This window comes from Leptospira koniambonensis, assembly GCF_004769555.1.
In the GTDB taxonomy this organism is placed as follows: Bacteria; Spirochaetota; Leptospiria; order Leptospirales; family Leptospiraceae; genus Leptospira_B; species Leptospira_B koniambonensis.
On sequence record NZ_RQFY01000001.1, the window covers coordinates 309,469 to 332,000 of the forward strand.

Sequence of the window (22,532 nt, forward strand, 5' to 3'; positions counted from 1 at the left end):
AAAATTCTTTCAGGGAAGATCTAAATCATCCCTGAAAGAAAATAAAAGTATTAAGCTGGTATTTGATCCTCTTTCGTTCCGAAAGAATACCAATCTATGTTTCGAGTGAGATGCATAAGTCCAGCTAAGGCAAAAAATACTGCTAAAGAGCCTAAAAGTAATGCATTCTCTTCCGAGGCAAGGATCACATATAAGAAGGTATAAAGAATCGTAAAATACCCTCCTGCCAGATACCCCCTTTTTTTATCTTTTAACACGGACGTAGCGTAATAAGATATCAATCCAGATACAGAAACGGATGCGCATATATAAGCTAAATTAAATCCAATATGTTCCGAAAGAGAAAGATTCAAAACATAGAATACCAGCATCGCCGCTCCGATCATTAAATACTGAAGAGGATGTAAGGTTTTTCCCCCGAAAATTTCCAAAAGGAAAAATAAAGCAAAACTTGCCATCAAAAACAAGATCGCATACTTCAAAGATCTTTCGGATTTCAAATAATGATCGGCAGGAATAATAAAACGAACTCCATATGCAGAATTTATAATAGATTCCGTATAAGAACCGGTCATGTCCTGGATCACTTGCGGGTAATTTCTTGCAAAATAAGAAGATTCCCAGGCGGCGTTAAATCCTTTTTCAGATACGGATCTTTCGCTTGGAAGGATCGAACCCTCGAAGGACGGATCTTTCCAGTCTGAGTGCATTTTAATAGAACTACTCTTTCCGACAGGAGCCACATAAATAGAATCAGATCCTTTTAAAGGAATATTTAATGAAAAGGAGATATTACCATTCCCTTCCTTAGGATTTAGTTTGGTATGAAGTCCTGCTGGGAAAAGATAAGAAGAAGATCCTGGCTGCAATGAAGTTTCATTTCCAGCCACATTGAATTTTACATCCTTACCTATTCCTTTTGGATCAGAAACAGATAGAATTACTCTTGCCTGAGACCATAAAATGGTTTTGGTCCGAGCTGGAAAATCAGTAATAGAAGGAGATTTAAAAGACCCTTCCATCTTAAAATCTCCAGAAAATAGTACAGTTTCGTAAATGGACCTTTTTCTTTTTTCTGCCTTCAAATTGGAATCAACGGTTAGATTCTCTGGCAGAATAAAAACTTCTCCACTTTCGCTATCTACTTCTTCCTCGTCTTGGACAGTCTTTTTAGTTTTTTCTAATTTGTATGGGATTACCAAAAATGGTCCTGCAATTACTTGGCTTGCACCCCATTTGGAATTCATCTCTTGTACGGCTTCTCTAGATCTATCCTGTCTTTCACTTACAAGGGATCCCATCATAAACAAAGGGATCACGAATCCGAACAACATCCCACCTAGAATAAATACTCTAACACCTATAGAGGTTTTTAATTTGCTCATCTATCACTCCTTGCCAGAAAGTATCTGCTATCTGAGTGATTTGATTATGAGTGAATTGTGTGGATTATGTGAGGAACCGGGCTTACGACCTGATTGGCAGGAAAAAAAGTGAAATCACTCCCTTCTCCCAATTGTTTATTTCTACCCGTCCTGAATGTAAATCAGCTACTTCTCGAACGAATGTTAGACCTAAACCAGAACTTTTTCTGCCGGTATCAGGTCTAGGCAAAGAGTAAAATCTTTCAAAAATCCTTTCTAGGGCGTAATCAGGAATATTCGGCCCCTCATTCCTGATCTCCATAAACCATTCTTTGTTTTCTAAAAGTCCGGTATTGATACTGATATCAGCATTTGCATAAGAAAAATCTAAAGCATTTTGTAAAAGATTTCGAAATGTTGTAATTAAAAAGAAACGATTTCCATCTATAAAAACATCTGGTCCGGACAAGTTCAACTTTATCTTTTTCCTATCTGCTTCCGGAGTCAAAGAATCCAGAACTTCTTGGACAAGTTCCTTCATGTTCAATCCGGTTTGTAACTCCAGAGTGGATACATTCTCCAAAGCACTTAGCTCTAATAGTTTTTCGATTACTGTTTGTATCCTTTTACTTTCTAATTGGACATTTTGCAAAAGGGGTTTTAGCCTTTTCGGATCCTCAGATAATAATTCCACAGAAGCAAGAATAGAAGATAAAGGGCTTTTTATCTCGTGAGTCAAAACCTGTATATAATTCTCTACATATTCTTTTCCCGCAATCTCACGTACGAGCTGATCCATCTGCTCTCCCAATTCTCTAATTTCGGGAACTCCTATCTTAGGTAGGCTTGGTCTTTTTTTGGAACGTAAGGAAGAAACATAAGCGGATAATTTTCGAATTGGAGAGAAGATGAAGTAAACTGCGATACAGAAAACGAGAGAGATAAAGACTGCAACAAAAAGACTTATCTTGTAAAACTTCTCCTTAGCAAAATCAATAAAAGGTAAAATACTTCCCTTAGGTTTTATTATAGTAAGAACGCCAGTTATTTTTCCTTTAAAGTAGATAGGTGCTGCAATGAATATTGCACTTTCTGTATCTGAAGCTCCTAGTTTACTAGATCTAACTCCATATTTTCCCTTTAAGGTAAGGAAAACGTCGTTGTATCTGAAATAATCTTCTCCCACTCTTTTTTCGGCAGAATCATAAAGTACAATCCCTTTCGCATCGGTTACATAAAATTCTAGATCAATCTTTCGTTTGGTATGATTATAGATCTTTGCATTAAAATTTTTCTCTTTAGCCTTTTTGAATGGGCCTCCTAATACTTTATTAATATTAGATTCAAAGCTAGCCTCAGGATGTTTTAAAAGTTCTTGTTCAATGAGAGAAGCGAGTACATGCACAGTATCGTTCATGGATTCTTCCACAGTTTCCATGTAACGAGGGCGAATAGATTCTTCGATCTTATCGACTAAATAGTAGAAACCGATCGAGAACGCAAAAAAAAACCGATGATGATCCGTATCCAAAGACTCATATAGATTCCTTCAAGCCGTATCCTTGTCCCCTTCTTGTCTCGATCGGATCCAAATCAGGGCGGATCTCTTTTAGCCTAGCTCTTAAATTTTTGATTAACGTATCCACAGCTCGATCAAAACTATCTTCTGGTTCTGTCCAAACCAAATCCATAATTTCTTCTCTGGTAAAAATTTTACCTCTTCGTTTGATGAATAATACCAAAGTTTTATATTCGTAAGGAGTTAAACCCAAGGACCTTCCATAATAATAAATTACTTTTTTATCCTCGTCCGTAACGAAATCGGTGGTCTTTTCTTCAGGTTTTCCGTCGTATCTTCGAAGTACAGCGCGAATTCTGGCAACTAACTCTCTTGGACTGAATGGCTTTACCATATAATCGTCGGCCCCGAGTTCCAGCCCAAGCACTCTGTCCAGTTCAGATTCTCTTGCGGTAAGTAGTATTACCGGTATAGAATATTTCTTTCTAAGCTCTTTTAAAATTTCTAAACCGCTAGAATCTGGAAGTCCTATGTCTAATACGAGTAAATCAGGAGATTCGGACAGAAGTGTAAAACATTCCTTACCCGTCATTGCTGTTAAAGCCCTAAATCCCTCCGATTCAAGGACTATACGAATTGTATCAATAATCCCTGGTTCATCTTCAGTTACGAGGATCGTGCGGGCAGAGTTCATTCAGAAAAAGGAAATAGGTAACTCTATCTAAGGAAAGGAAAATTTTTTCTAATATGAGCTTTTCATTTTTTTTCCAAAATTTCGGAAATCAGTTTGCATATCCTCGTTCTAAGAAGATATTTTGCGATTGTTTTCGTATTTCCTAAAGTACTATGAGCCAACCTAAAACAAAAAAAGAAACCGAAGATCTATTAGAATTATACAGACAAATGCTTTTGATCCGCCGCTTCGAAGAAGCATCTGCGAAGGCGTATAGCATGGGCAAAATTGGCGGCTTCTGCCATTTGTACATCGGTCAAGAAGCAGTGGGAGTGGGAGCAATCTCCGCTCTAGAAGAAAAGGATTATATAGTTTCCACCTATAGAGATCATGGTCACGCACTCGCCAGAGGTTTGGAACCCAAGTCTCTCATGGCAGAATTATACGGTAAAAAAACTGGGATTGTTTCCGGTAACGGTGGATCCATGCACTTCTTCGATAAGAAGAAACACTTCATGGGAGGACATGGGATCGTAGGTGGACATATCTCTCTCGCCGCCGGTATCGCATACGCATCCAAATACCGCGAAGATGGTGCAGTTACATTATGTTTTTTTGGAGAAGGTGCAGCAAATATAGGATCCTTCCATGAAGGAATGAACTTAGCTGCCATCTGGAAACTTCCTCTAGTAATGATTTGTGAGAACAATCATTACGCGATGGGAACTCCTGAGTATCGCGCGCTATCCGTCAAAGATGTTTCCGTAAGAGCAGCCGCTTATGATATCGCAAGAGATCATATAGAAGGTGACGAGGTCCGAAAAGTCAGAGAGCACGTCCGAGTCGCGGTGGAAAGAGCAAGAAGAGGAGAAGGTCCTACTCTTATGGAAATTTCCACATACAGATTTAGAGGTCACTCTATGTCAGACCCCGCAAAATATAGGACCAAAGAAGAATTAGATAAATATAAACAAGGCGATCCTCTTATCAAAGCAGAAAAGGATCTACTCTCCGCAGGCTGGGCCCAAGAAGAATTAACTAAGATGGATGAAATCATTCTCAAAACCGTTGAGGACTCAGTTGACTTCGCAGAAAAAAGTGAAGAACCACCTCTTGGCTGGCTGTACAAGCATGTTTATGCGGAGAATGTATAATGGCAGTACTCACTTATAGAGAAGCACTCAATCGAGCCATGACGGAAGAAATGGAGAAGGATCCGAATATCTTTCTCATGGGAGAAGAAGTAGGACATTACGAAGGAGCTTATAAAGTTTCCCAAGGAATGCTTGCCAAGTTCGGAGAAAAAAGAGTGATCGATACTCCAATTTCAGAGAACGGATTTGCTGGAGTCGGGATTGGAGCCGCTATGGTGGGACTTAGACCGATCATAGAATTTATGACCTGGAACTTCTCACTTGTTGCGATCGATCAGATCATTAACTCCGCAGCAAAAATGAACTATATGAGTGCTGGTCAATTTCCTATCCCGATCGTTTTCCGCGGTGCAGGTGGTGCTGGAGGAAGACTCGCTGCTCAACACTCTCAGTCATTCGAAAGTTGGTATGCACATATTCCTGGACTCAAAGTACTAGCACCTTATACGCCCTCCGATGCTTACGGACTATTAAAAACTTCCATCCGAGACAATAACCCTACCATCTTCATTGAAAGTGAAGTGTTATACGGCTCTAAGGGAGAAGTTCCTGAAGGAGAATTTTTGATCCCGATGGGTAAATCGGATATCAAAAGAGAAGGAACACAACTCACAATAGTCAGTTGGTCCAGAGCTCTCATGTATGTTCTTCCCGCAGCAGAAAAACTAGCAAAAGAAGGAATTTCAGTCGAAGTTTTAGATCTAAGAAGTATAAGACCTTTGGACGAGGAAGGGATTTTGGCTTCTGTCAGAAAAACAAACAAAGTTTTGATAGTAGAAGAAGGCTGGAATGTAGCAGGATTTGGCGCACAAGTAGCTTACCTGATCCAAAAAGAAGCATTCGATTATTTGGACGCTCCAATCGAAAGGATTACTCAAGAAGATGTTCCAATGCCTTATGCAGCAAACTTGGAAAAGTCCTCCCTTCCGAGTGAAGAAAAAATAATCAGAAAAGTCAGAGAAATGATTCAGTAAATCATAATATTTGAATATTATTATATTATAAATAGGAAAAATACATGGCAAAAATTTCCGAAATGACCCAGCTTTCTCCGACAATGTCAGAAGGTGTTTTGGTAAAATGGCTAAAGAAGAAGGGTGACTCAGTTGCTCCTGGAGAAATATTAGCCGAGGTCGAAACTGACAAAGCGGTCATGGAAATGGAAGCATTCGACGCCGGTGTAATTTTGGAAATTTTAGCCCAGGAAGGTGCCAAACTTCCTGTGGGAGCCCCAGTTGCAATTATAGGAAAGGCAGGAGAAGATATTACTTCCCTACTTTCAGAGGCAAAATCCAGATCTTCTGCAATATCTACCCCGACGACCAGTTCTAGTCCGGCTCCTGTGGCCCCGCCTTCTCCGGCGACTGCGCCTAAAAAGACAGAACCTGTAGTATCTTCGACACCTGAACCTGTCGAGGAAGCTCCTGCTCCAAAAGAGAGTTCCATTTCCAGAGGACTTTCTTCTTCTGCACTCGAAGGAAGGGTCAAGGCTTCTCCTTTGGCAAAAAGACTAGCCGAAGAAAGTGGAATTGATCTTTCTAAGGTTCGAGGAAGCGGACCAGACGGAAGAATTGTGAAACGGGATATTGAAAACGGGATCTCTGCATTTTCGGCCAGCGGAATATCTCCATTTGCTGGAGAAATTGTACAAGAAGAGAAACTTCCAATCTCAGGAATGAGAAAAACGATCGCATCTAGACTAGTTCATTCCAAAACCCACCAGCCCCATTTCTATTTGGATATGGAAATTGACGCAGATGCACTCGTTCATTTGAGAGAAAACTTCAATTCTGATCTAAAAGAATCAGGAGAAGAGATCAAACTTAGTATAAATGATTTTATTATAAGAGCTTCTGCGCTTGCGCTTCTAAAAGTACCTGAAGTAAATTCTTCCTGGAGAGAAGATCATATTCTTAAACATGGAAGAGTGGATATTGGTGTCGCAGTTTCTATCGAAGGAGGACTCATTACTCCTTATGTAAGAAACGCAGACAAAAGGTCTGTTTTGGAAATCGGTAGGACGGTAAAAGAGCTTGCTTCCCGTGCAAGGGAACGAAAACTCAAACCGGAAGAGTTTTCAGACGGAACCTTCACTGTTTCCAATTTGGGAATGTTCGGAGTGAATCGTTTTGCAGCGGTAATCAACGAACCTGAGGCTGCAATCCTCGCAGTAGGAAACGTGGTGTCTAAACCGGTAATCAAAAACGGAAATATTGTCCCCGGAAAAACTCTTTCAGTCTGCCTTTCCTGTGATCATAGAGTGGTAGACGGCGCGGTAGGTGCCGGTTGGTTGGAAGTGTTTCGAAATTTTCTGGAACATCCTCTTCGGTTACTTGCCTGATTTTTTAGTGGGCTAAGAAGCAGTGGATCAGGATTCCAATCTTAAAATAAGAGACCAAAAAGTTAAAAAGGCAGCAATGCTACTTCTATCCTTAGACAAGGATGCAGCTGCCAAGGCATTAGCCCAACTGGACGAGAAGTTGATTGAAGAGATCGTCCAGGAAATGGCAAAGATCAAAACAATCAGCAAGTCCGAAAAGGAAGAAGTTCTTTTAGATTTCCAAGGTTCCTTAAAAGATCTAGCTGCAGAATCCAGAGGCGGAATAGAAACCGCAAGAGAATTACTACAAAAGTCTTTAGGTAAAGAGAAGTCCGAAAACATATTAGGAAAACTAGATAGAAAGGACACTGAAGAGGATTTTTCCTTTTTAAACGATGCAGAACCTCAAACTCTTGCTCACCTACTCGCTCCGGAACATACTCAAACTATCGCAGTCACTCTTGCATTTTTACATCCTAAAAAAGCCGCCGAAACTCTTAAATTTTTACCAAAAGAACTCCAAAGTAAAGTGGCGCTTAGACTCGCAAATACTACTAAGACCCATCCGGATGCAATTCGTCAGATCGCAAAAGTTCTGAAGAAAAAATACGAACAAAGAGATAAATCTGAATTCAGCGAAGCCGGCGGAGCAGAAGCTCTCGCAAATATCCTGAATCATATGGATAAATCTTTGGAAGAAACAATTCTAAAAGAATTGGAAGAACAATCGCCAGAGCTCGCGTCTCAAGTTCGCGAAAAATTATACACATTCGAAGATGTACTTCTTCTTAACTCCAAAGAGATGAGACTTCTCATCAACCGAATTGCAGACGATGATCTAATTGCGATCGCACTCAGAGGAGCTTCCGACCAGATCAAGGTCCATTTTTTCGAGGCAATGTCCAAAAACAGAGCCAATGATATTCTAGAAAGTATGGATATCCGAGGAAAAGTGACCTTAAAAGAGATCACTGACGCAAGAAATACTGTTCTTACTGCACTACGTGATTTGGAAGAGATCGGGGAAATTATTATTAAAAAGGACTCGGAAGAGTTTATCTGATCCGCTTCGACTGCGGTCTTAGAAGTTTGAAAAATTTCCGGAGCTGACGGGACTCGAACCCGCGACATCCTGCGTGACAGGCAGGCACTCTAACCAGCTGAGCTACAGCTCCTTTTATGAAGAACATAATTTCTGAGCGGGCTCGGGGGTCAATTCGTTTATCTGAAAAAGGGATGAATTTTTAAGTCCCTTCCATAGCCTTTCCATTAGCGGAGTTTTTCCGACTGACGGCCTTATTAGATGCTCCACGAAAAAAAACCAAAGGATCTACTTGAAGAGAGGGTGTTTACTCTTTCTAATTTTCTATCCGTATCTAGAGTTTTACTTCTTCCTTTTTTTATACAATTCACCCGCAAACATATAGAGTCTCCTCGTAATAGCGAATATTTATTTTTAGCGATCGGCACCTGTGTTCTCGCAGTGCTTACGGATTTTCTAGACGGGTTTCTAGCCAGACTACTTTCTCAAGAATCTGTCTTGGGAAAATACCTGGATCCTATTTGCGATAAATTCGTTACCATCGGTGGACTCTCAGTAATTGTTCATTATTATCAGTTTCCTCTTTGGATCCTTCTCATTTATATCTTGAGAGAAATTTTAGGAGTTTGGTTGGGTGGATTCTTATATTTAAAAAGAGGCATCCAAGGAAAACCAAATTGGTGGGGGAAGATCGGAGTCGGTCTTGTTGCAGCTGCTGTTCTTTGGTATATGACTTTACCTTTGATCGGCCCTACTTTACCTGAAAATCATTTCTTCCTGCATCCTGAATATTCTGGTTATGTATTGGTCCTGATCTTAAGCATTGGAGTGGTCGCTTATTCCAAAAGGTATTGGAATATTGTGTTCCATCCTGAAAGATTCATCTTGGATCCGGAAGATAAAAAGCAAAAGAAAAAGTACGAACTGGTCTAATCTTAGTCTGGGTTGAATTTCCTTGACACGGAAGCCTAGCCACCCATTCTGTCAATCGCGACCGCTCGGGTGGTGGAATTGGTAGACACGCAAGCTTGAGGTGCTTGTGCCGGTTCGGTGTAGGGGTTCGAGTCCCCTCTCGAGCAATTCGTCCTACCTAAAACTCTTTCCCCATTTCGAAAAACCAACCCTCGGTAAAACTATGGCATCGGGTGCTCTCTCCGTTAAAGATTTCTTAGATAAAGCCAAACTTGTTTCATACGGCTTTTTCGGATTATTGATCCTATTTCTGATCTTATTCTTTTCCTCTCCTTATCTTTTAGTTTCGAAAGCAGATCCTAAAAAATCGGACGCACTTGTATTAGAAGCAATCGAAACAGGTAAAAAGGATAAATTCAAACAAGCAGCTGCTTTATGGAAAAAGGGCCTGGCTCCTGTGATCGTAATTCTACACTCTCCTCCTAACCAAGATTCTGATTTGGGGATTGTAGGAGATCCTAGTTCTTCTTTGCAAACCTATCTGGTTTCCTTGGGAGTGGATGAAACTAAGGTTTTAGTTTATACAGTAGAATCTGGTCCTCAGGAATTCCCTAAAACTCTCTTAAAGATCGCGCTGGATCGTCAGTGGAAAACTTTTCTTTTGATAGGAAAAGAATACGATTCTGCAACCTTGTTAAAATTATATAGAAACGTGTTAGAACCTGCGGGAATTTATATCGCTGTCTCCAAGGTAAGCGAAGGAATCGGATCCTGGGATTGGTTTACAAAACCAAAAAGCCTGGAATCCATCTTAGGAAGACTCTCGAAACATTTATATTTGATACTATTAGGAAATTAAAATGTCCCAAGACTTAAAAGAAACAAACGAACTTATCCAACAAAGGATCGAAAAGATCAAAAATCTAAAGGAAAAGGGTGTAGATCCCTACCCTATCAGATTTTTTCCTGATTCTGATTCAGCATCTTTAATAGAGATGTATTCTAAGACTCCTACTGGGCCTGAGAAAAAGTTTTTATTGGGCGGGCGTTTGCATTCCAAACGTGTGATGGGAAAAGCTAGCTTTGCTCATTTAAAAGATAAGTCGGGAGTTATCCAACTTTATGCAACTAGAGATGATCTGGGAGAAGAGAATTATACTCTTTTCAAAAGTTTAGATTTAGGAGATCTAATCGGTATAGAAGGTTATCTTTTCCAAACCCAAAAGGGAGAGACTACTCTTCATTTAACTTCAGTTACACTTCTCGCAAAATGTGTTCGTCCTCTTCCAGTTGTAAAAGAGAAAGATGGAGTTGTATACGATGCTTTCGCGGATGTGGAACAAAGATACAGAATGCGTTATGTGGACTTAGTAGTAAACGATAACGTCAGGGAAACTTTTATCACTCGCAGTAGGATCGTATCTGAAATCCGCAATTTCCTAACTTCTGAAGGATTTTTGGAAGTGGAAACTCCAATGATGCAGCCAATCGCAGGTGGTGCGGCAGCAAGACCATTCGTCACTCATCATAATACATTGGACATGCAATTATTCTTAAGGATCGCTCCTGAATTATATCTAAAACGTCTGATCGTAGGCGGATTAGATAGAGTATTCGAATTAAATCGTAACTTTAGGAACGAAGGAATTTCTACCAAACATAACCCTGAATTCACCATGATGGAAGCGTATATGGCTTATGGTGATATGGGAAAAATGTTAGAACTGACTGAAAAACTCATCACTACAGTTGCACAAAAGATCTGTGGAACTCTTAAGATCAAATACGGTAACGATTTAGTAGATCTTAGCCCTCCTTGGAGAAGAGTGAAATACGTGGATATTATCAAAGAATATTCAGGAATAGATTTCTCTCAGATAAAAACTCTGGAAGAAGCTAAAGAAAAAGCGAGTTCCGTAAAAGTAGACGCAGGCAAATGTACTTCTATTTGGAAAGTAGCTGACGAGGTATTCTCCGAAAAAGCGGAACCAAATCTGATCCAACCAGTATTTGTAACTGATTATCCAAAAGAACTTTCTCCATTAGCAAAATCTAATCCTGAAAATCCAGGTTATGTAGAAAGATTCGAGCCTTATATTGTAGGTAGAGAGATCGGAAATGCATTCTCCGAGTTAAATGATCCATTCGATCAAAAAGAAAGATTCGAAGATCAGGTTAAACAAAGAGAAGCAGGAGACGATGAGGCATTCATGATGGATGAGGATTATATCCGAGCACTTGAATATGGAATGCCACCTACTGGAGGTCTTGGGATCGGGATAGATCGTTTGGTGATGTTACTCACAAATTCTCAATCTATCCGTGATACCATCTTATTCCCTCTGATGAGACCAGAATAAAATAAGATAAAAAAAGCCCGAGAATTTCTCGGGCTTTTTTATTTATAACCCGAACCATAAGAAGTTCGGGCAATCACTTAATGATTTGTGATCGTTAGTTTTGCTTGGGAATCTAACTTTTCTTTTAAGTCTTTCAATAGAGATTTCAAACTTTCGCTATTGGAAGAACTTAAAGTAAATGTGCTCGTATTATCTCTAGAGGAAAAGCTGAACTGGACTTCTTTTGCGGAAAGCAATTTGTCGGCCACATCTGTAGGAAGAATGGAGACAACACGAACAGTATCACCGTAATCTGTAGAAGTTTTTCTAAGATTATGCCAAGTTTGGTCTAACTTCATAGAAATCCCGATCGGAAAACTTTCCTCGAAAGAGCTCATATAGTATTCCAAAAAGATTGGCTTCTCCCCTGTTTTATTTATCAGGATGCCCTTAAAATTCAAAGACCCAGGTTTTCCGACACTGCAGAAAATTGCCCCGGGACAGATAGGACCACTTCTGAATAGTGTCTGCTCCACTACTGGTTCCGGAAGGACTTGGACCCGAGCCGAGCAGGAATTCAGTAAAACTGCAAAAAACACGGCGAAGATAGAAACTTGTAAAAAAGAGAGATTAGAACGGATCATTAAAAGGCGGTCTCCAGTGATTTCCATTCCATTCTTCTCACGATCCCCGAAAGGTGAAGTAAAAAATCCGTTTTCAGAGAAGCCAAGGATACGTTCCATGGTAATAGAACTATGATTTCCTACCCGAAAGAAAAGATAAACGTCCTCCTCTTAGAGAATGTACACCAAGACGCATTCCAACTCTTTCAAAAAGACGGTTTTAATGTCCGCCTTCTTCCCCAAGCCCTGGGCGAAGACGAACTTTCGAAAGAAATCGAGAACATTCATGTTCTGGGTATCCGGAGTAAAACCAATCTGACTGCACCTGTTTTAGCCAAGGCAAAACGACTTATGACTGTGGGTTGTTTCTGTATTGGTACAAACCAAGTGGATTTAGCAGAAGCGGAGAAGAAAGGGATCCCAGTATTCAACGCACCTTATTCTAATACACGTTCAGTTGCGGAACTCGTAATTGCAGAAGTTGTAATGTTAGCAAGAAGGGTCCCGGACCATATCCGAAATACCCATGCAGGTATTTGGAATAAAATTTCTAAAAACTGTTTTGAGGTCCGTGGAAAAACTCTGGGGATCGTAGGTTACGGCCATATCGGAAGCCAGGTTTCCGTACTTGCGGAAGCAATGGGCCTAAAAGTGGTCTATTATGATACACAAACAGTTCTTCCTTTAGGAAATGCGACCCCTCTCAATTCTTACGAAGAATTATTATCTGTTTCTGATTTTGTTACATTTCATGTGCCTGAACTTCCAGAAACTACAAACCTTTATGCTGCTAAGGAAATCAAGGCTACTAAAAAAGGTGCTTATATCATCAATCTTTCCAGAGGAAAGGTTGTGGATCTGGAAGCTTTGGCTGAGGCAATTAAGTCAGGCCATATTGCAGGCGCGGGAATAGATGTTTTCCCACAAGAGCCTGAATCAAATAGCGATCCATTTATCACTCCATTGCAAAATTTACAAAACGTAATATTAACCCCTCATATCGGTGGTTCTACGGAAGAAGCTCAGAAAAATATAGGAACAGAAGTTGCTTCTAAACTTTTGAAGTTTGTAAATAACGGTTCCACTACTTTTGCTGTAAACTTCCCTCATCTGGAGTTAAATCCAATTCCTCAGGGAATGTATAGAATTCTAAATGTTCACAAAAACCAACCTGGGTTCTTGAAAGATATCAACAGTATGGTTTCTGAGATTGGAGCAAATATCAGTTCTCAACATTTAGGAACCAGCGCAGAAATTGGTTATCTATCTATGGTAATTAATATGAGCGTAGGTGATGAACTAAAAGAAAGAATAGAAAGACATCCTGGATCTCTTAAGACTAGAATTCTTTACTAATAACCTAGGCGGATTGAACCGCCGCTTAAAAATAAATCAGGCCTTTTTTATTCGATTTTTCGGCGAAGAAAGAAGGCCCTTTTTATTCTTATACATTCCTTTATTGATCCCCTAATCAGGCTTTTTCTCACAAATTTCCATTTGATTCCCGCAATATTATACTTCGGGCTATTCTGAAATTCAGACCTTTTAGCTCTTCTCATCCGTAAGAGCACCCATTATTTAATTCTTTTAACATTAGGCGTCTCATCCCCATCCCTTAAGGAACGAAAAATCCTACTCTAAAATAAACGCTAAAAAGAATCTAATCGGATCCAATTATAACTTAATTCATTGGATTCGAATAAAATTACTCAATATACTTCATATCAATGTCAATATAATCTTTTTGCAGTAAATTATTGCAAAACTAGTGACAGAAATTTTAACAAACATAGTCTCGGTTACTTTTGTAACCGCCTCCTGGCTAAAACGCTCTTTCAAGTAATTTAGAACTTTATGATTTCCTTAAAAATAGAACCGTCAATTAGCCGCGAAGAAAGAAATACCTCCACCTTATCCGAGATTCAGAGGGGAACGGTTTGTTTAAATTTTACACTTAATCGACAAGCTAGATCTAATTGGTGTTGGGCATCTATCGCAGAGGCTTGCGAAAAATATTTATTCGGAAAAGTAGTCACTCAAAACGATTTAGCGTACAAATTCCAATCCTATAAAAAGAAATCGGCTCTACCAAATTCTGAAGAGTCGAATCGCCAAGAATCACTAGAAAAAGTTCTCACCTTCTTAAGTTGTTACAGCCATTGGAATCCTGGGCGTCCTAACTTAGAACGAATCGACCAAGAAATACGTTCTTATAAACCTATCTTTCTTTCCTTGGATTGGAAAAATTCAGGCTCCCATTTCGTTGCATTGACCGGCTGTAGTCTCGAGAGAAACGAAATCCGGATAGACGATCCGTTACATGGATCTTCTTGGCAAAATTTCGATTTATTTCCTCAAACCTATCGTTCCGAAGGAACCGTTTGGAGAAACACTTATTGGGTCTCTGAATCCTTACTCCCAAAATATCAGTAAAATGAAGCATAATAAATCAATAATTTAAAGGATAAACCTCATGAGTGATTACGATCTACTGATCAATGTAAATGAAAGCGTCTTTAACCAGGCTCTTTCTTCCCTATACGGAAAAGAAAATCTCCGAAACAAACTTTTCAAAGGTACAAAAAGCGAAACGTATTTAAACACTCCGGTGAATGTAAGCTGGGATGTCTTAACGGCTCCTATTCTCTCTTTAAATCCTCCCACTGATGCGGATTGGAAATCTTCTTACAAACAGGACGGAAAAACTCCTAGTCCGGTTCAAAATGCATTTTTGATCAAATTTCCCAAACTCAAAGTTTCCAAAGATCAAAATGGTTCCGTATTAGATACTACATTGTCCGTCCAAGGCATCTGTTCTATCAAATTGGATATTAGTTCTAATCGTATTTCCATCGATTCCTATGCGTTGATTGTTGATATTTCCAATGCAAGTCCTTTGGACCAATTCATATACAAATCAATTATAATACCTCAAATTTTGAAAACAGCGGACAGTGCTCTTGAAGGAGGTCAAATCCCTTCACTGGATTTTCATGGGGCGAAATTCGGCGAGATCAATATATTTGTAGGCCAGGGAAGATTTTTGGCTTCCGCAAATTTAGAATCCAAAGCTAAAGCTGCTATTCCAAATTTGAATTCAATTCCGAACCAACCGTTTTTCATCCTAATCAGTAAGGAAGCATCTCAAAGTATAGTGAATCAAGAAACTGCGTCTTTGATCGGTAAAAAACAAAGCACTTCGGGTAGTAAAAGTTTCGGGATCGGCACCGCAAACTATGATGCTGCAGTTAGAATCAATCGTTTGGGAGTACAATTATTGGATGATCCTACTCAAGTATCATCCACTGCAGATCTTTCCATTACCGCCGGTGCCGGTGTTGATTTACTAGGTCCAGTAGTAGGCGCGATCGTAGACGCAGCAAAATATGTTGGATCAGGAGCAGCATATGTAGGAACCACTGTGGCAAACGGAGTTGTGGACGTTAGTAAAACCGTAGCCGGAGGGACTGTTGACGCTGCTAACGCTGTAGCTGGCGGTGCAACGACTGCCGCTAACGCTGTGGCCGACGGCGCAACGACTGCCGCTAACGCTGTGGCTGACGGTGCAACGACTGCCGCTAACGCTGTGGCTGACGGTGCAAAAACAGTCTGGAAAGCAATCTCAAGTTATTAATGTTCATCTTCAGTTCCCGTAAAATGGAATGTCTCGAAAATATATTAGGAGAATATAATGTCTGACATAGGAATTAATTACGACGCTAAAACGCAACCTTCTACCATCAATATCCAAAGTTCTTTGGCGATGTCAGGGAACTCCGTGAAGGTTACTATAAAAAATATAGGAAGTTTTACCCTTTTCATTACGCCTACCGGAAACATGGCGGAACAAGTGGTCTCCGGAATCGCTTGGCCTCTTGCTCAATACTTAAGTGTAACTGTCGTTCCACCTTTGATCAAAGATCTAATCGAAGGAAAGGAATTCGAGATCTTCACAATAAATCCTTCCCAACAATCCGTTGCAGGACAAACAATCACGATCGCTCCAGATAACCTAAACCTATCCAATTTTAACGGAATGTTATTAGTCCAAGGCAACTTAAAGGTCGGATAATTTCCAAAAGGAGGTTGTTGATTTATGAAAAGATCCCGTTACGAATTTCCAAAATCGCAAATCGAATTAAAATCTTTTTTAAAAGGGATAGACCTGGAGTTATTTCCAAACTCGAAAACACGAGAGTGCATATTATCAAGCTCTCCGGCTTATCCCTTGGCAAGATCTGTTTCTATGCCCCCAGATTGGGGTTATGAAAGCGGAGCTCTTTCGTTTCGTTTCGGAGAATTACATTGTAATGGTTATGATCTGATCCAATCCGAAGGAGTAATCGAATCAGAAGAAAATCAAAAGTTTTTAAAATTATTACTTAAAATTCCGAAACTGGATCTTTCCGGAAATTATTATGTGGAAGCAAAACCAGACCCAATCCCTGAAATCGATACGGCTGGAAATTTATCCGATCTTTCAGAGGAAAATCTAAGACCGAGGAAAGGTGGCGGTGATTCCGAAATCGGAAGTATAGATCCGGACAAAGAAAAATGGTTAGATCAAGCCAGAGATCAAAGAAATCGATTAAGCTCTACGCCTAACGGTCAGAAGATGCTAATTACTTATAATCAGCATAACGAAACCTACGACGAGGTATTCAAGACTTACCCCGCATTATCCACTGCTTGGCAAGCAGGAGGAGCGACCAAAGAAATGGCATCCGATACTTCTCAATCTGTCGAAAAAGATACGGTTGTAAACGATGCTAAAAAGAAATATTCCGGCGGAGTAACCTATAACGGAAATGCATTCGCACAACAATTGAACGTGGCAGCGGCCTGTTTATTTGCGGATCCGGATTTCGATCCCAGAACGGGGCCTCCCCCAGGAAGTAAATATTGGGATGCTGCGAAAGCAGCTCTCACTTTCGGGAAAGGAGTCGGCGGTAATACCAAAAACACCAAAGACAATGTGAACGAGATGAAACCATCCGAAGTTCATTCCACGGTAAATAATCATACTGGCGATCTACCTTCAGTTTCCGATCCGGAAGTCGTACAAATCCTTCAATCCTCGGACTTGGAACCAGGAGGAAGAATGGAAGGAGAATCCGATCCTAATAGAATCTTTTTGGACGAAGAGGATCGAAAAAGGATCGAAAAATTAAAGAACGCAATTCTAAGACAAAAGGCTGAAAATTCGGAAATACGAGGAAGGATCTTATTCGAGGGAGAAGTATCCGCTCTGATTCAAAATACTGTTCTCTCCTTCTCCCTTTTTCGAGACGAGGAAACCTCTTCCTGGAAAACATCTCCACTCATAATCGATATGCCTCCGTTCCATCTGGAAATAGACGATTCCAAATGGGAAGGAGAAGCGGGCTTGGTCGCAAAAGAAAGACTGGAAAGCATGTATTTCATCCGAAATCTATTTTATGATTCCTTAATAGAACGGATTTCTTCCGTTTTCGAAACAAGTTTAGAAAACTTTTTAAACAATCAATCGGATTTCGAAAAGGGCTCGAGATAAATGCCTTCCCTTTTGACAAAACCATCAAATTCGTCCACAGCTTCCGTTCAGTTTAAGGATCCTCTGGATGAAATTCGAGAAGGAGTCCTTTCGGAAGACCTGGAGAGGTTCTACGAACTTCTGGAAAAGGTATTATCTAAACAAAGACAGTATTTAACGAAAACAGAATATTCCTTATACTTCTCTGGAAAAAAAGTAAGGCCAATGATGCTTCTTCTTAGCTCCAGAATGGTGCACGGAAATTCTTCCTCTCTTCCATTCAAGTCCATCCAAGGAGCCGTTTCCTTGGAGATGTTGCATGTCGCGACACTTATACACGATGATATCATAGACCACGCTCATATACGCAGAGGAAACGAAACCGTAAATGCAGCGCGAGGAATGGAAAAGGCCATAATTCTGGGAGATATACAATTCGTAGAAGCGATTCGCGGTTTCGTGGATAGTATAGACGCTCAGGAAGATATGGGATTGGTCAAATCAGTTCTGGATACTGCCTTTAGAATTTGTTGTGGAGAGTTAGACGAACTAGAAACAAACGCTAGTCTTCCATTTTCAGAGCTTCATAAAAAATACAGAGAAACAATCGATCGAAAGACTGCGGTTCTTTTCGGCCTATCCTGTGAGTCCGGAGTCACACTCGCTGGGGGAAAAACAAGCGATGCAAGAAGAGCAGGCTTTTTTGGCAGAAGAGTAGGAAGAGCCTTCCAGATCATGGACGATATTTTGGATTTTGTAAACGATAGAAAAGGTTCCGGAAAAGAATTGGGAATCGATCTGAGTAGAAGAAGACTTTCACTTCCGATCATCTTCGCAATGGAAGAACTGGGATCGCAAAGTCCTCTTTCCCAGATTATTAGAGGAATGGAATATACGGACAAAACTCTTAAAGAAGCGGTCCGATCCCTTCGATTATCCTCCGCCCTACCCTTATCTTATGTGGAAGCCAGAAAGGAAATTGTGGATTCCTTGGAATACCTCAGACTTTTTCCGGACAATAGATACAAAAAATCCCTTACAGATATCGCGTTCTATGTAGTGAATCGGTGAAATTTTAGGAAATTCAAACGAAAGAATGAGCGCAGGACTATTCGGATTTATATTTAATACTCTTAGAAAGAGGGCGAATGATCCTCAAAATTCGAACCTATGGATCCCGAGAAAATTGCAGGAAGCAAGCGGGCCTAACATAGAAGGAAAACTTCTGCCATTATCCGGATCGAATTGGGACCTAGGATCGATCACCGGAGAAGCAGGAGATAATTTTCAGAATATTATAAAAAGTCAATGGTGGATCAGCAAGGTAGGTTTTGAAAGAAGAAAGGACCCCGAGCTAAAAAAACACCAGCCGATCGCCTGTCCTGAAAACCCTTATCCTAAATTATCGATGCCAGAGGTCACCATTAATGGGTTGGAAAACGTGTACATTCTACCTAATCCTATCATTCAAAAAACGGAAGAAGGATATAATTCGATTTTATCAATTAAGTTCGCTTATTATCAGGGCAAAGACGGGCTTCCTAGTCTAGAAAACTTTCGATTAGAGGGAAAATATTGTTTGGAACAAAACGTTTGCTCAGCACCTTTAACCCCCTCTGGAGTCCTCCCTTCACAATGTGACTCCTGGTACCCATCTGAGAATATAAAGGGAGAAGGCGATTTCACCTTATCGATAACCGATTTATACGCGGATCTGGTATTAAACGTTTTTATAGAAGGGAAAGGCTCCTCCCGTATACTAAGGACTAGAATCGAATCATTATCTGTACGGGGAGAAGTTCCTGATTCGGATCCTACCTTCTCGGTCGATGATCTAAACACGAAAACCGATTTAACGTTTATCGCGAATAATCTTTGGCTCCCGAAAGCGAAGGATGCGATTGAAAGCGAGGACGGAAGAAGAGGAATTGTTTCGAATCTGAACCAAACTCTGAATCGGACCGAAAATCTGCAAAAACTCTCCCAGATGTTGGAAAACCAACTCATTCAATTCTTGGATAACGTTCTTGGAGAAATTCCGAACGGTTTTCTTCCTAGTAACCAAGGCAAACAAGCGACAAACCCTGTGGATCGATATGTATTCGATCGAGTACGATTCTCCTTAAACGATCCCAAAAGTGATTATTATCTTCCCAAAATGATATTGAAGATCTCTGATCCAAGTTTGGAACCGTATATTTTTTCGGAGATCTCTCTTGGGAATCAATCTGTTAATATCTCCGATTTCGGAACTTTCGAATTTCAGAATATACTTTTACAGAATATGAAAATTTCCGGATTATCGAACGCAGTTGCATTACCTGAGACCTTACTTTTCAGGAGCAAAGGTTTCGATCTGGAAGTATCCGTCTCTTCCCTAAATCCTTCTCCAGAAATTCGAAGTTATAAAAACAAAAAAGAGACCGTGACTAAGGTTCCGAGCCCTCCACTACAAATTCTTACATCCTTCTCCATGTATGCAGAAGGGATAGATGATAAAATTTCAGGCGACCTGGAAGCCAAAATTTCCAAATCGAAACTAATCGCTTCCGTCGATTTTGAAGGAGAAGAATTGGAAGCACTTGAGATCAGTTTTTCAAAATTGCAATATGTTTCCCTCCTTCCAGATATCTCCGTCAAGATACTTGTGGAGTCGGCCTACCAAGACATCATCTCTTCCGTATTAAATCAGGATTCACTAAAACAAAAAGCGTTGGATGCGGGAAACTCAAAGGCCGTCGAAAACCTGAAAAAGATCGGACAATTCGCCACAGACGATGTAAAAAAAATCATCTCTTCAAAGTTGGACGGTTAAGAATGGCGAAGGTATTTTTTTGGAATCTAAAGAGGCTCGGTGCAGCCACGGAAGATATCATACAAGATAAAATAAAAGCGAGAACAGAAGAGAATACTCCGGATATAGTTTTCCTTTGTGAACTTAGTACTAAAGCGACTTTTCCGGATCCTCAAAATCTGACGTATCGCAAAGAAAGCGCGTATCAACTCTGTTATGGATGTTATAAGAATTCAGATAAAAGCAAAGGGATTCTTCAGAAATATACGCCGATCGCAACAGACGGATATAAAAGCGCAGGTTACAAAGGGGGAAATGATTTTACAGATTTAGCCGACAGAGCAGTCGCTTATTACGGCGTAGTAGACAAAGCTCACTTATACACGTTTCATGCGCCATCCAGGCATGATGATGTAAGAGCGATGGCATTTCTTGCCGCATCCTTAAACAAATTACATAGCCGAGCTCCATGGGTCTTAATTGGGGACTTTAATATTGACCCTAACTTATTAGCGAAAGCTCCAGTGGGTATTAACCTAGCAGATTTAATCTTACATACAAGAGAAGCTACCCACGAAAGAGGAGGAATCCTCGACTATGTATTAACCAATATCGATAAAGAAAGTATAAAATTAGAAGTGAGAGGAAGGTTCACCAGAGAACTTGAAGGTCTTACTGATCATATTCCAATCTTAGTAGAATGGCCAATTTGAGTTTAGGTTAGGCGAAACACACTATGAAACTCATGTTCTGGAACACTCAAAGATTAGGGCAATCTACGGATGATGCTTCCGTTAAATTGATTCAAGATACTATTGCCAAGTACAAACCGGATCTGCATATTTTATGTGAGTTGACTACTAGCGCCACTGCATTCACTCCCCAAAACCTGAATTATCGAAGACCGAACGACTTTCAACTTTGCTATTCTTACTATGATGCAAGAGTGGGAAAAAGTATTAACTTAATAAAAATCGTTCCGGAAAGCACAGACGATTATAAAGAAGCTCTATTTAAAGGTGGAAACGATTTCACAAGAATTGCGGACAGAGCCCTGGCGTATGCAGGCAGCGTCGGCGGTGTCCATCTATATGCCCTCCATGCTCCCGCATCAGGCAACGCTCTTAAAGCAGCATCATTCGTCGCATGCCACCTAAACGAATCCCACCAAGAAGATCCCTGGATCCTTATTGGAGATCTGAACGTAACTCCGGATACTTTAAAAGAGTCGAAAGTTGGCATCAACTTAAATTCGCTTATTTTAGATCCTGGAGTATCCACTCATATTAGGGGCAATACTTTGGATTATGCTCTTTCAAACATCGATATACGCAAAGCCAAAGATAAACGCTCTATCCAGATCAAAGTAGGAGACTTAAACAAAGACGCCTCCGATCATGCCCCCATCATTCTAACTTGGTAGAATATTCAGGAATTATTATTATAATGAAATTAGCATTTTGGAATACACAACGATTAGGAAAAAGCACAAGTATTTCGACTCAAAGACAGTTAATCATCAATACTAAAAAAAATGCCGAAGTAGCGATATTCTGTGAGTTGACGACTGCTTGTGAAATAATGATCCCACAAAATTTGACCAACCGGGTACCTAATCCGTCACAACTTTGTTATGGAGCTTTTCGTTGGATAAACGATAGCATAAGAATGGACATTTCTCTAAAAAAACTAACTCCAATGTCCACCAAGGAATATCAATCCATCGAATTCGACGGAGGAAATAACTTTAAGACTCTTTGCGATAGAGCTTTAGCCAAATGTGGAATATTAGACGGAGTTCATATATATAGTATCCACGGTCCTGCATCCGATAACGCTGCAAAAATAGTTTGGTTTGTCGTATGCTATCTGCAAAACATTCATGACGGAAAAGGAGAAAAGTGGATCTTCATTGGAGATCTGAATGCACCTCCTAGCAAATTAACGGAAGCATTAGGGCCAAAACCCGATCCGATCGGAATAAATAAACTGATAGTCGATCCTTTCAAAGCCACCCATGCTAAAGGAAAAACTTTAGATTATGCACTTACGAATTTAGATCTTAAAAAAGTTAAAATTGGGGTAGGAAAACTTAGTAAAGATTTTTCAGACCATACCCTGATCACCCTTGAATGGGAGAAAGTCTCCGATACGACCTCATTGGCATATTTAACTATAGATCCTAAAACAGGCAATACGATTGAAGTGGATGAAGCCGGAAAGCCATTGCACGAAGTAGACGATAGCAAGATGTCTGATTGAATAGTAATAATCATTATA

At 40.1% G+C, this 22,532-nt stretch carries 21 protein-coding genes and 2 tRNA genes; 18 read left to right on the forward strand and 5 right to left on the reverse strand.

The genetic code is table 11. The features are described 5' to 3' along the window. Window positions 1-50 precede the first annotated feature (50 nt). From creD to EHQ52_RS01495, 3 genes are all read right to left on the reverse strand, one after another. Window positions 51-1,385, reverse strand: coding sequence for a cell envelope integrity protein CreD (gene creD, locus EHQ52_RS01485; protein WP_135613522.1), 1,335 nt, complete (start codon window positions 1,383-1,385; stop codon window positions 51-53). Window positions 1,386-1,467: 82 nt separating this feature from the next. Next, window positions 1,468-2,895, reverse strand: a complete 1,428-nt coding sequence (creC, locus tag EHQ52_RS01490) for a two-component system sensor histidine kinase CreC (protein ID WP_135613523.1) — start codon at window positions 2,893-2,895, stop codon at window positions 1,468-1,470. Window positions 2,896-2,899: 4 nt separating this feature from the next. Then, window positions 2,900-3,577, reverse strand: coding sequence for a response regulator (locus EHQ52_RS01495; protein WP_135613524.1), 678 nt, complete (start codon window positions 3,575-3,577; stop codon window positions 2,900-2,902). A gap of 152 nt (window positions 3,578-3,729) precedes the next feature. Here EHQ52_RS01495 and pdhA point away from each other — a divergent pair, with 152 nt between their 5' ends. The 4 genes from pdhA to fliG are packed head-to-tail and all read left to right on the forward strand — an operon-like array spanning window position 3,730 to window position 8,093. Then, window positions 3,730-4,710, forward strand: a complete 981-nt coding sequence (pdhA, locus tag EHQ52_RS01500) for a pyruvate dehydrogenase (acetyl-transferring) E1 component subunit alpha (protein WP_135613525.1) — start codon at window positions 3,730-3,732, stop codon at window positions 4,708-4,710. Then, window positions 4,710-5,684: a pyruvate dehydrogenase complex E1 component subunit beta gene (locus EHQ52_RS01505; protein WP_135613526.1), complete on the forward strand. Its 975-nt coding sequence runs from the start codon at window positions 4,710-4,712 to the stop codon at window positions 5,682-5,684. The genes pdhA and EHQ52_RS01505 overlap by 1 nt, the downstream gene beginning before the upstream one ends. Window positions 5,685-5,728: 44 nt before the next feature. Continuing rightward, window positions 5,729-7,051 carry a pyruvate dehydrogenase complex dihydrolipoamide acetyltransferase gene (locus tag EHQ52_RS01510; RefSeq protein WP_135613527.1) on the forward strand — a complete coding sequence of 441 codons (1,323 nt, stop codon included), beginning with the start codon at window positions 5,729-5,731 and terminating at the stop codon, window positions 7,049-7,051. Window positions 7,052-7,073: 22 nt separating this feature from the next. After that, a complete protein-coding gene (fliG, locus tag EHQ52_RS01515) occupies window positions 7,074-8,093 on the forward strand; it encodes a flagellar motor switch protein FliG (RefSeq protein ID WP_135613528.1) in 1,020 nt (339 codons plus the stop codon). Window positions 8,094-8,131: 38 nt separating this feature from the next. Here the strand turns inward: fliG and EHQ52_RS01520 are convergent. Beyond that, a tRNA-Asp gene (locus tag EHQ52_RS01520) sits at window positions 8,132-8,205 on the reverse strand. A 128-nt stretch (window positions 8,206-8,333) separates the two neighbouring features. On the opposite strand from EHQ52_RS01520, the gene EHQ52_RS01525 reads away from it, so the two are divergent. The 4 genes from EHQ52_RS01525 to lysS all read left to right on the forward strand — a co-directional run bounded on the left by EHQ52_RS01525 (window position 8,334) and on the right by lysS (window position 11,344). Beyond that, a complete protein-coding gene (locus EHQ52_RS01525; protein ID WP_135613529.1) occupies window positions 8,334-9,005 on the forward strand; it encodes a CDP-alcohol phosphatidyltransferase family protein in 672 nt (223 codons plus the stop codon). Window positions 9,006-9,068: 63 nt separating this feature from the next. Beyond that, a tRNA-Leu gene (locus tag EHQ52_RS01530) sits at window positions 9,069-9,151 on the forward strand. 56 nt (window positions 9,152-9,207) lie between these two features. Then, window positions 9,208-9,843: a hypothetical protein gene (locus EHQ52_RS01535; RefSeq protein ID WP_135613530.1), complete on the forward strand. Its 636-nt coding sequence runs from the start codon at window positions 9,208-9,210 to the stop codon at window positions 9,841-9,843. 1 nt (window position 9,844) lies between these two features. Beyond that, window positions 9,845-11,344 (forward strand): lysine--tRNA ligase, encoded by a 1,500-nt coding sequence (lysS, locus tag EHQ52_RS01540; RefSeq protein ID WP_135613531.1) that lies wholly within the window; start codon window positions 9,845-9,847, stop codon window positions 11,342-11,344. A 77-nt stretch (window positions 11,345-11,421) separates the two neighbouring features. Here lysS and EHQ52_RS01545 read toward each other — a convergent pair whose 3' ends face one another. After that, entirely contained in the window at window positions 11,422-11,967 is a 546-nt protein-coding gene (locus EHQ52_RS01545) for a hypothetical protein (protein ID WP_135613956.1), read from the reverse strand. Window positions 11,968-12,078: 111 nt separating this feature from the next. On the opposite strand from EHQ52_RS01545, the gene serA reads away from it, so the two are divergent. From serA to EHQ52_RS01595, 10 genes are all read left to right on the forward strand, one after another. Next, window positions 12,079-13,302: a phosphoglycerate dehydrogenase gene (gene serA, locus EHQ52_RS01550; protein WP_135613532.1), complete on the forward strand. Its 1,224-nt coding sequence runs from the start codon at window positions 12,079-12,081 to the stop codon at window positions 13,300-13,302. A gap of 498 nt (window positions 13,303-13,800) precedes the next feature. Beyond that, window positions 13,801-14,379: a papain-like cysteine protease family protein gene (locus EHQ52_RS01555; protein WP_135613533.1), complete on the forward strand. Its 579-nt coding sequence runs from the start codon at window positions 13,801-13,803 to the stop codon at window positions 14,377-14,379. Between the two features lie 40 nt (window positions 14,380-14,419). Beyond that, a complete protein-coding gene (locus EHQ52_RS01560) occupies window positions 14,420-15,580 on the forward strand; it encodes a hypothetical protein (protein ID WP_135613534.1) in 1,161 nt (386 codons plus the stop codon). A gap of 57 nt (window positions 15,581-15,637) precedes the next feature. Continuing rightward, the gene (locus EHQ52_RS01565; RefSeq protein ID WP_135613535.1) at window positions 15,638-16,018 is read left to right on the forward strand and encodes a hypothetical protein; all 381 of its coding nucleotides are present in this window, start codon (window positions 15,638-15,640) and stop codon (window positions 16,016-16,018) included. Between the two features lie 174 nt (window positions 16,019-16,192). After that, the gene (locus EHQ52_RS01570; RefSeq protein ID WP_135613536.1) at window positions 16,193-17,479 is read left to right on the forward strand and encodes a hypothetical protein; all 1,287 of its coding nucleotides are present in this window, start codon (window positions 16,193-16,195) and stop codon (window positions 17,477-17,479) included. Further along, on the forward strand, window positions 17,480-18,529 hold the full coding sequence (locus tag EHQ52_RS01575; protein ID WP_135613537.1) for a polyprenyl synthetase family protein: 1,050 nt from the start codon (window positions 17,480-17,482) through the stop codon (window positions 18,527-18,529). A gap of 25 nt (window positions 18,530-18,554) precedes the next feature. Next, window positions 18,555-20,273, forward strand: a complete 1,719-nt coding sequence (locus EHQ52_RS01580; RefSeq protein WP_135613538.1) for a hypothetical protein — start codon at window positions 18,555-18,557, stop codon at window positions 20,271-20,273. A 2-nt stretch (window positions 20,274-20,275) separates the two neighbouring features. Beyond that, complete coding sequence (locus EHQ52_RS01585; protein WP_135613539.1) at window positions 20,276-20,965, forward strand: endonuclease/exonuclease/phosphatase family protein; 690 nt, start codon at window positions 20,276-20,278, stop codon at window positions 20,963-20,965. A gap of 23 nt (window positions 20,966-20,988) precedes the next feature. Further along, complete coding sequence (locus EHQ52_RS01590) at window positions 20,989-21,675, forward strand: exonuclease/endonuclease/phosphatase family protein (RefSeq protein WP_135613540.1); 687 nt, start codon at window positions 20,989-20,991, stop codon at window positions 21,673-21,675. A 23-nt stretch (window positions 21,676-21,698) separates the two neighbouring features. Further along, window positions 21,699-22,514 carry an endonuclease/exonuclease/phosphatase family protein gene (locus tag EHQ52_RS01595; protein ID WP_135613541.1) on the forward strand — a complete coding sequence of 272 codons (816 nt, stop codon included), beginning with the start codon at window positions 21,699-21,701 and terminating at the stop codon, window positions 22,512-22,514. Window positions 22,515-22,532 lie beyond the last annotated feature (18 nt).

Bases quoted from the DNA above. Each gene is read 5' to 3' on its own strand.
- EHQ52_RS01590 (WP_135613540.1), top strand. From the start codon at position 20,989: ATGAAACTCATGTTCTGGAACACTCAAAGATTAGGGCAATCTACGGAT.
- EHQ52_RS01565 (WP_135613535.1), top strand. From the start codon at position 15,638: ATGTCTGACATAGGAATTAATTACGACGCTAAAACGCAACCTTCTACC.
- EHQ52_RS01580 (WP_135613538.1), top strand. From the start codon at position 18,555: ATGAGCGCAGGACTATTCGGATTTATATTTAATACTCTTAGAAAGAGG.
- EHQ52_RS01545 (WP_135613956.1), bottom strand. From the start codon at position 11,967: ATGATCCGTTCTAATCTCTCTTTTTTACAAGTTTCTATCTTCGCCGTG.
- EHQ52_RS01585 (WP_135613539.1), top strand. From the start codon at position 20,276: ATGGCGAAGGTATTTTTTTGGAATCTAAAGAGGCTCGGTGCAGCCACG.
- EHQ52_RS01505 (WP_135613526.1), top strand. From the start codon at position 4,710: ATGGCAGTACTCACTTATAGAGAAGCACTCAATCGAGCCATGACGGAA.
- EHQ52_RS01595 (WP_135613541.1), top strand. From the start codon at position 21,699: ATGAAATTAGCATTTTGGAATACACAACGATTAGGAAAAAGCACAAGT.
- EHQ52_RS01495 (WP_135613524.1), bottom strand. From the start codon at position 3,577: ATGAACTCTGCCCGCACGATCCTCGTAACTGAAGATGAACCAGGGATT.
- EHQ52_RS01555 (WP_135613533.1), top strand. From the start codon at position 13,801: ATGATTTCCTTAAAAATAGAACCGTCAATTAGCCGCGAAGAAAGAAAT.
- EHQ52_RS01525 (WP_135613529.1), top strand. From the start codon at position 8,334: ATGCTCCACGAAAAAAAACCAAAGGATCTACTTGAAGAGAGGGTGTTT.
- creD (WP_135613522.1), bottom strand. From the start codon at position 1,385: ATGAGCAAATTAAAAACCTCTATAGGTGTTAGAGTATTTATTCTAGGT.
- EHQ52_RS01560 (WP_135613534.1), top strand. From the start codon at position 14,420: ATGAGTGATTACGATCTACTGATCAATGTAAATGAAAGCGTCTTTAAC.
- EHQ52_RS01575 (WP_135613537.1), top strand. From the start codon at position 17,480: ATGCCTTCCCTTTTGACAAAACCATCAAATTCGTCCACAGCTTCCGTT.
- EHQ52_RS01570 (WP_135613536.1), top strand. From the start codon at position 16,193: ATGCCCCCAGATTGGGGTTATGAAAGCGGAGCTCTTTCGTTTCGTTTC.
- EHQ52_RS01510 (WP_135613527.1), top strand. From the start codon at position 5,729: ATGGCAAAAATTTCCGAAATGACCCAGCTTTCTCCGACAATGTCAGAA.
- EHQ52_RS01535 (WP_135613530.1), top strand. From the start codon at position 9,208: ATGGCATCGGGTGCTCTCTCCGTTAAAGATTTCTTAGATAAAGCCAAA.
- serA (WP_135613532.1), top strand. From the start codon at position 12,079: ATGATTTCCTACCCGAAAGAAAAGATAAACGTCCTCCTCTTAGAGAAT.
- pdhA (WP_135613525.1), top strand. From the start codon at position 3,730: ATGAGCCAACCTAAAACAAAAAAAGAAACCGAAGATCTATTAGAATTA.
- lysS (WP_135613531.1), top strand. From the start codon at position 9,845: ATGTCCCAAGACTTAAAAGAAACAAACGAACTTATCCAACAAAGGATC.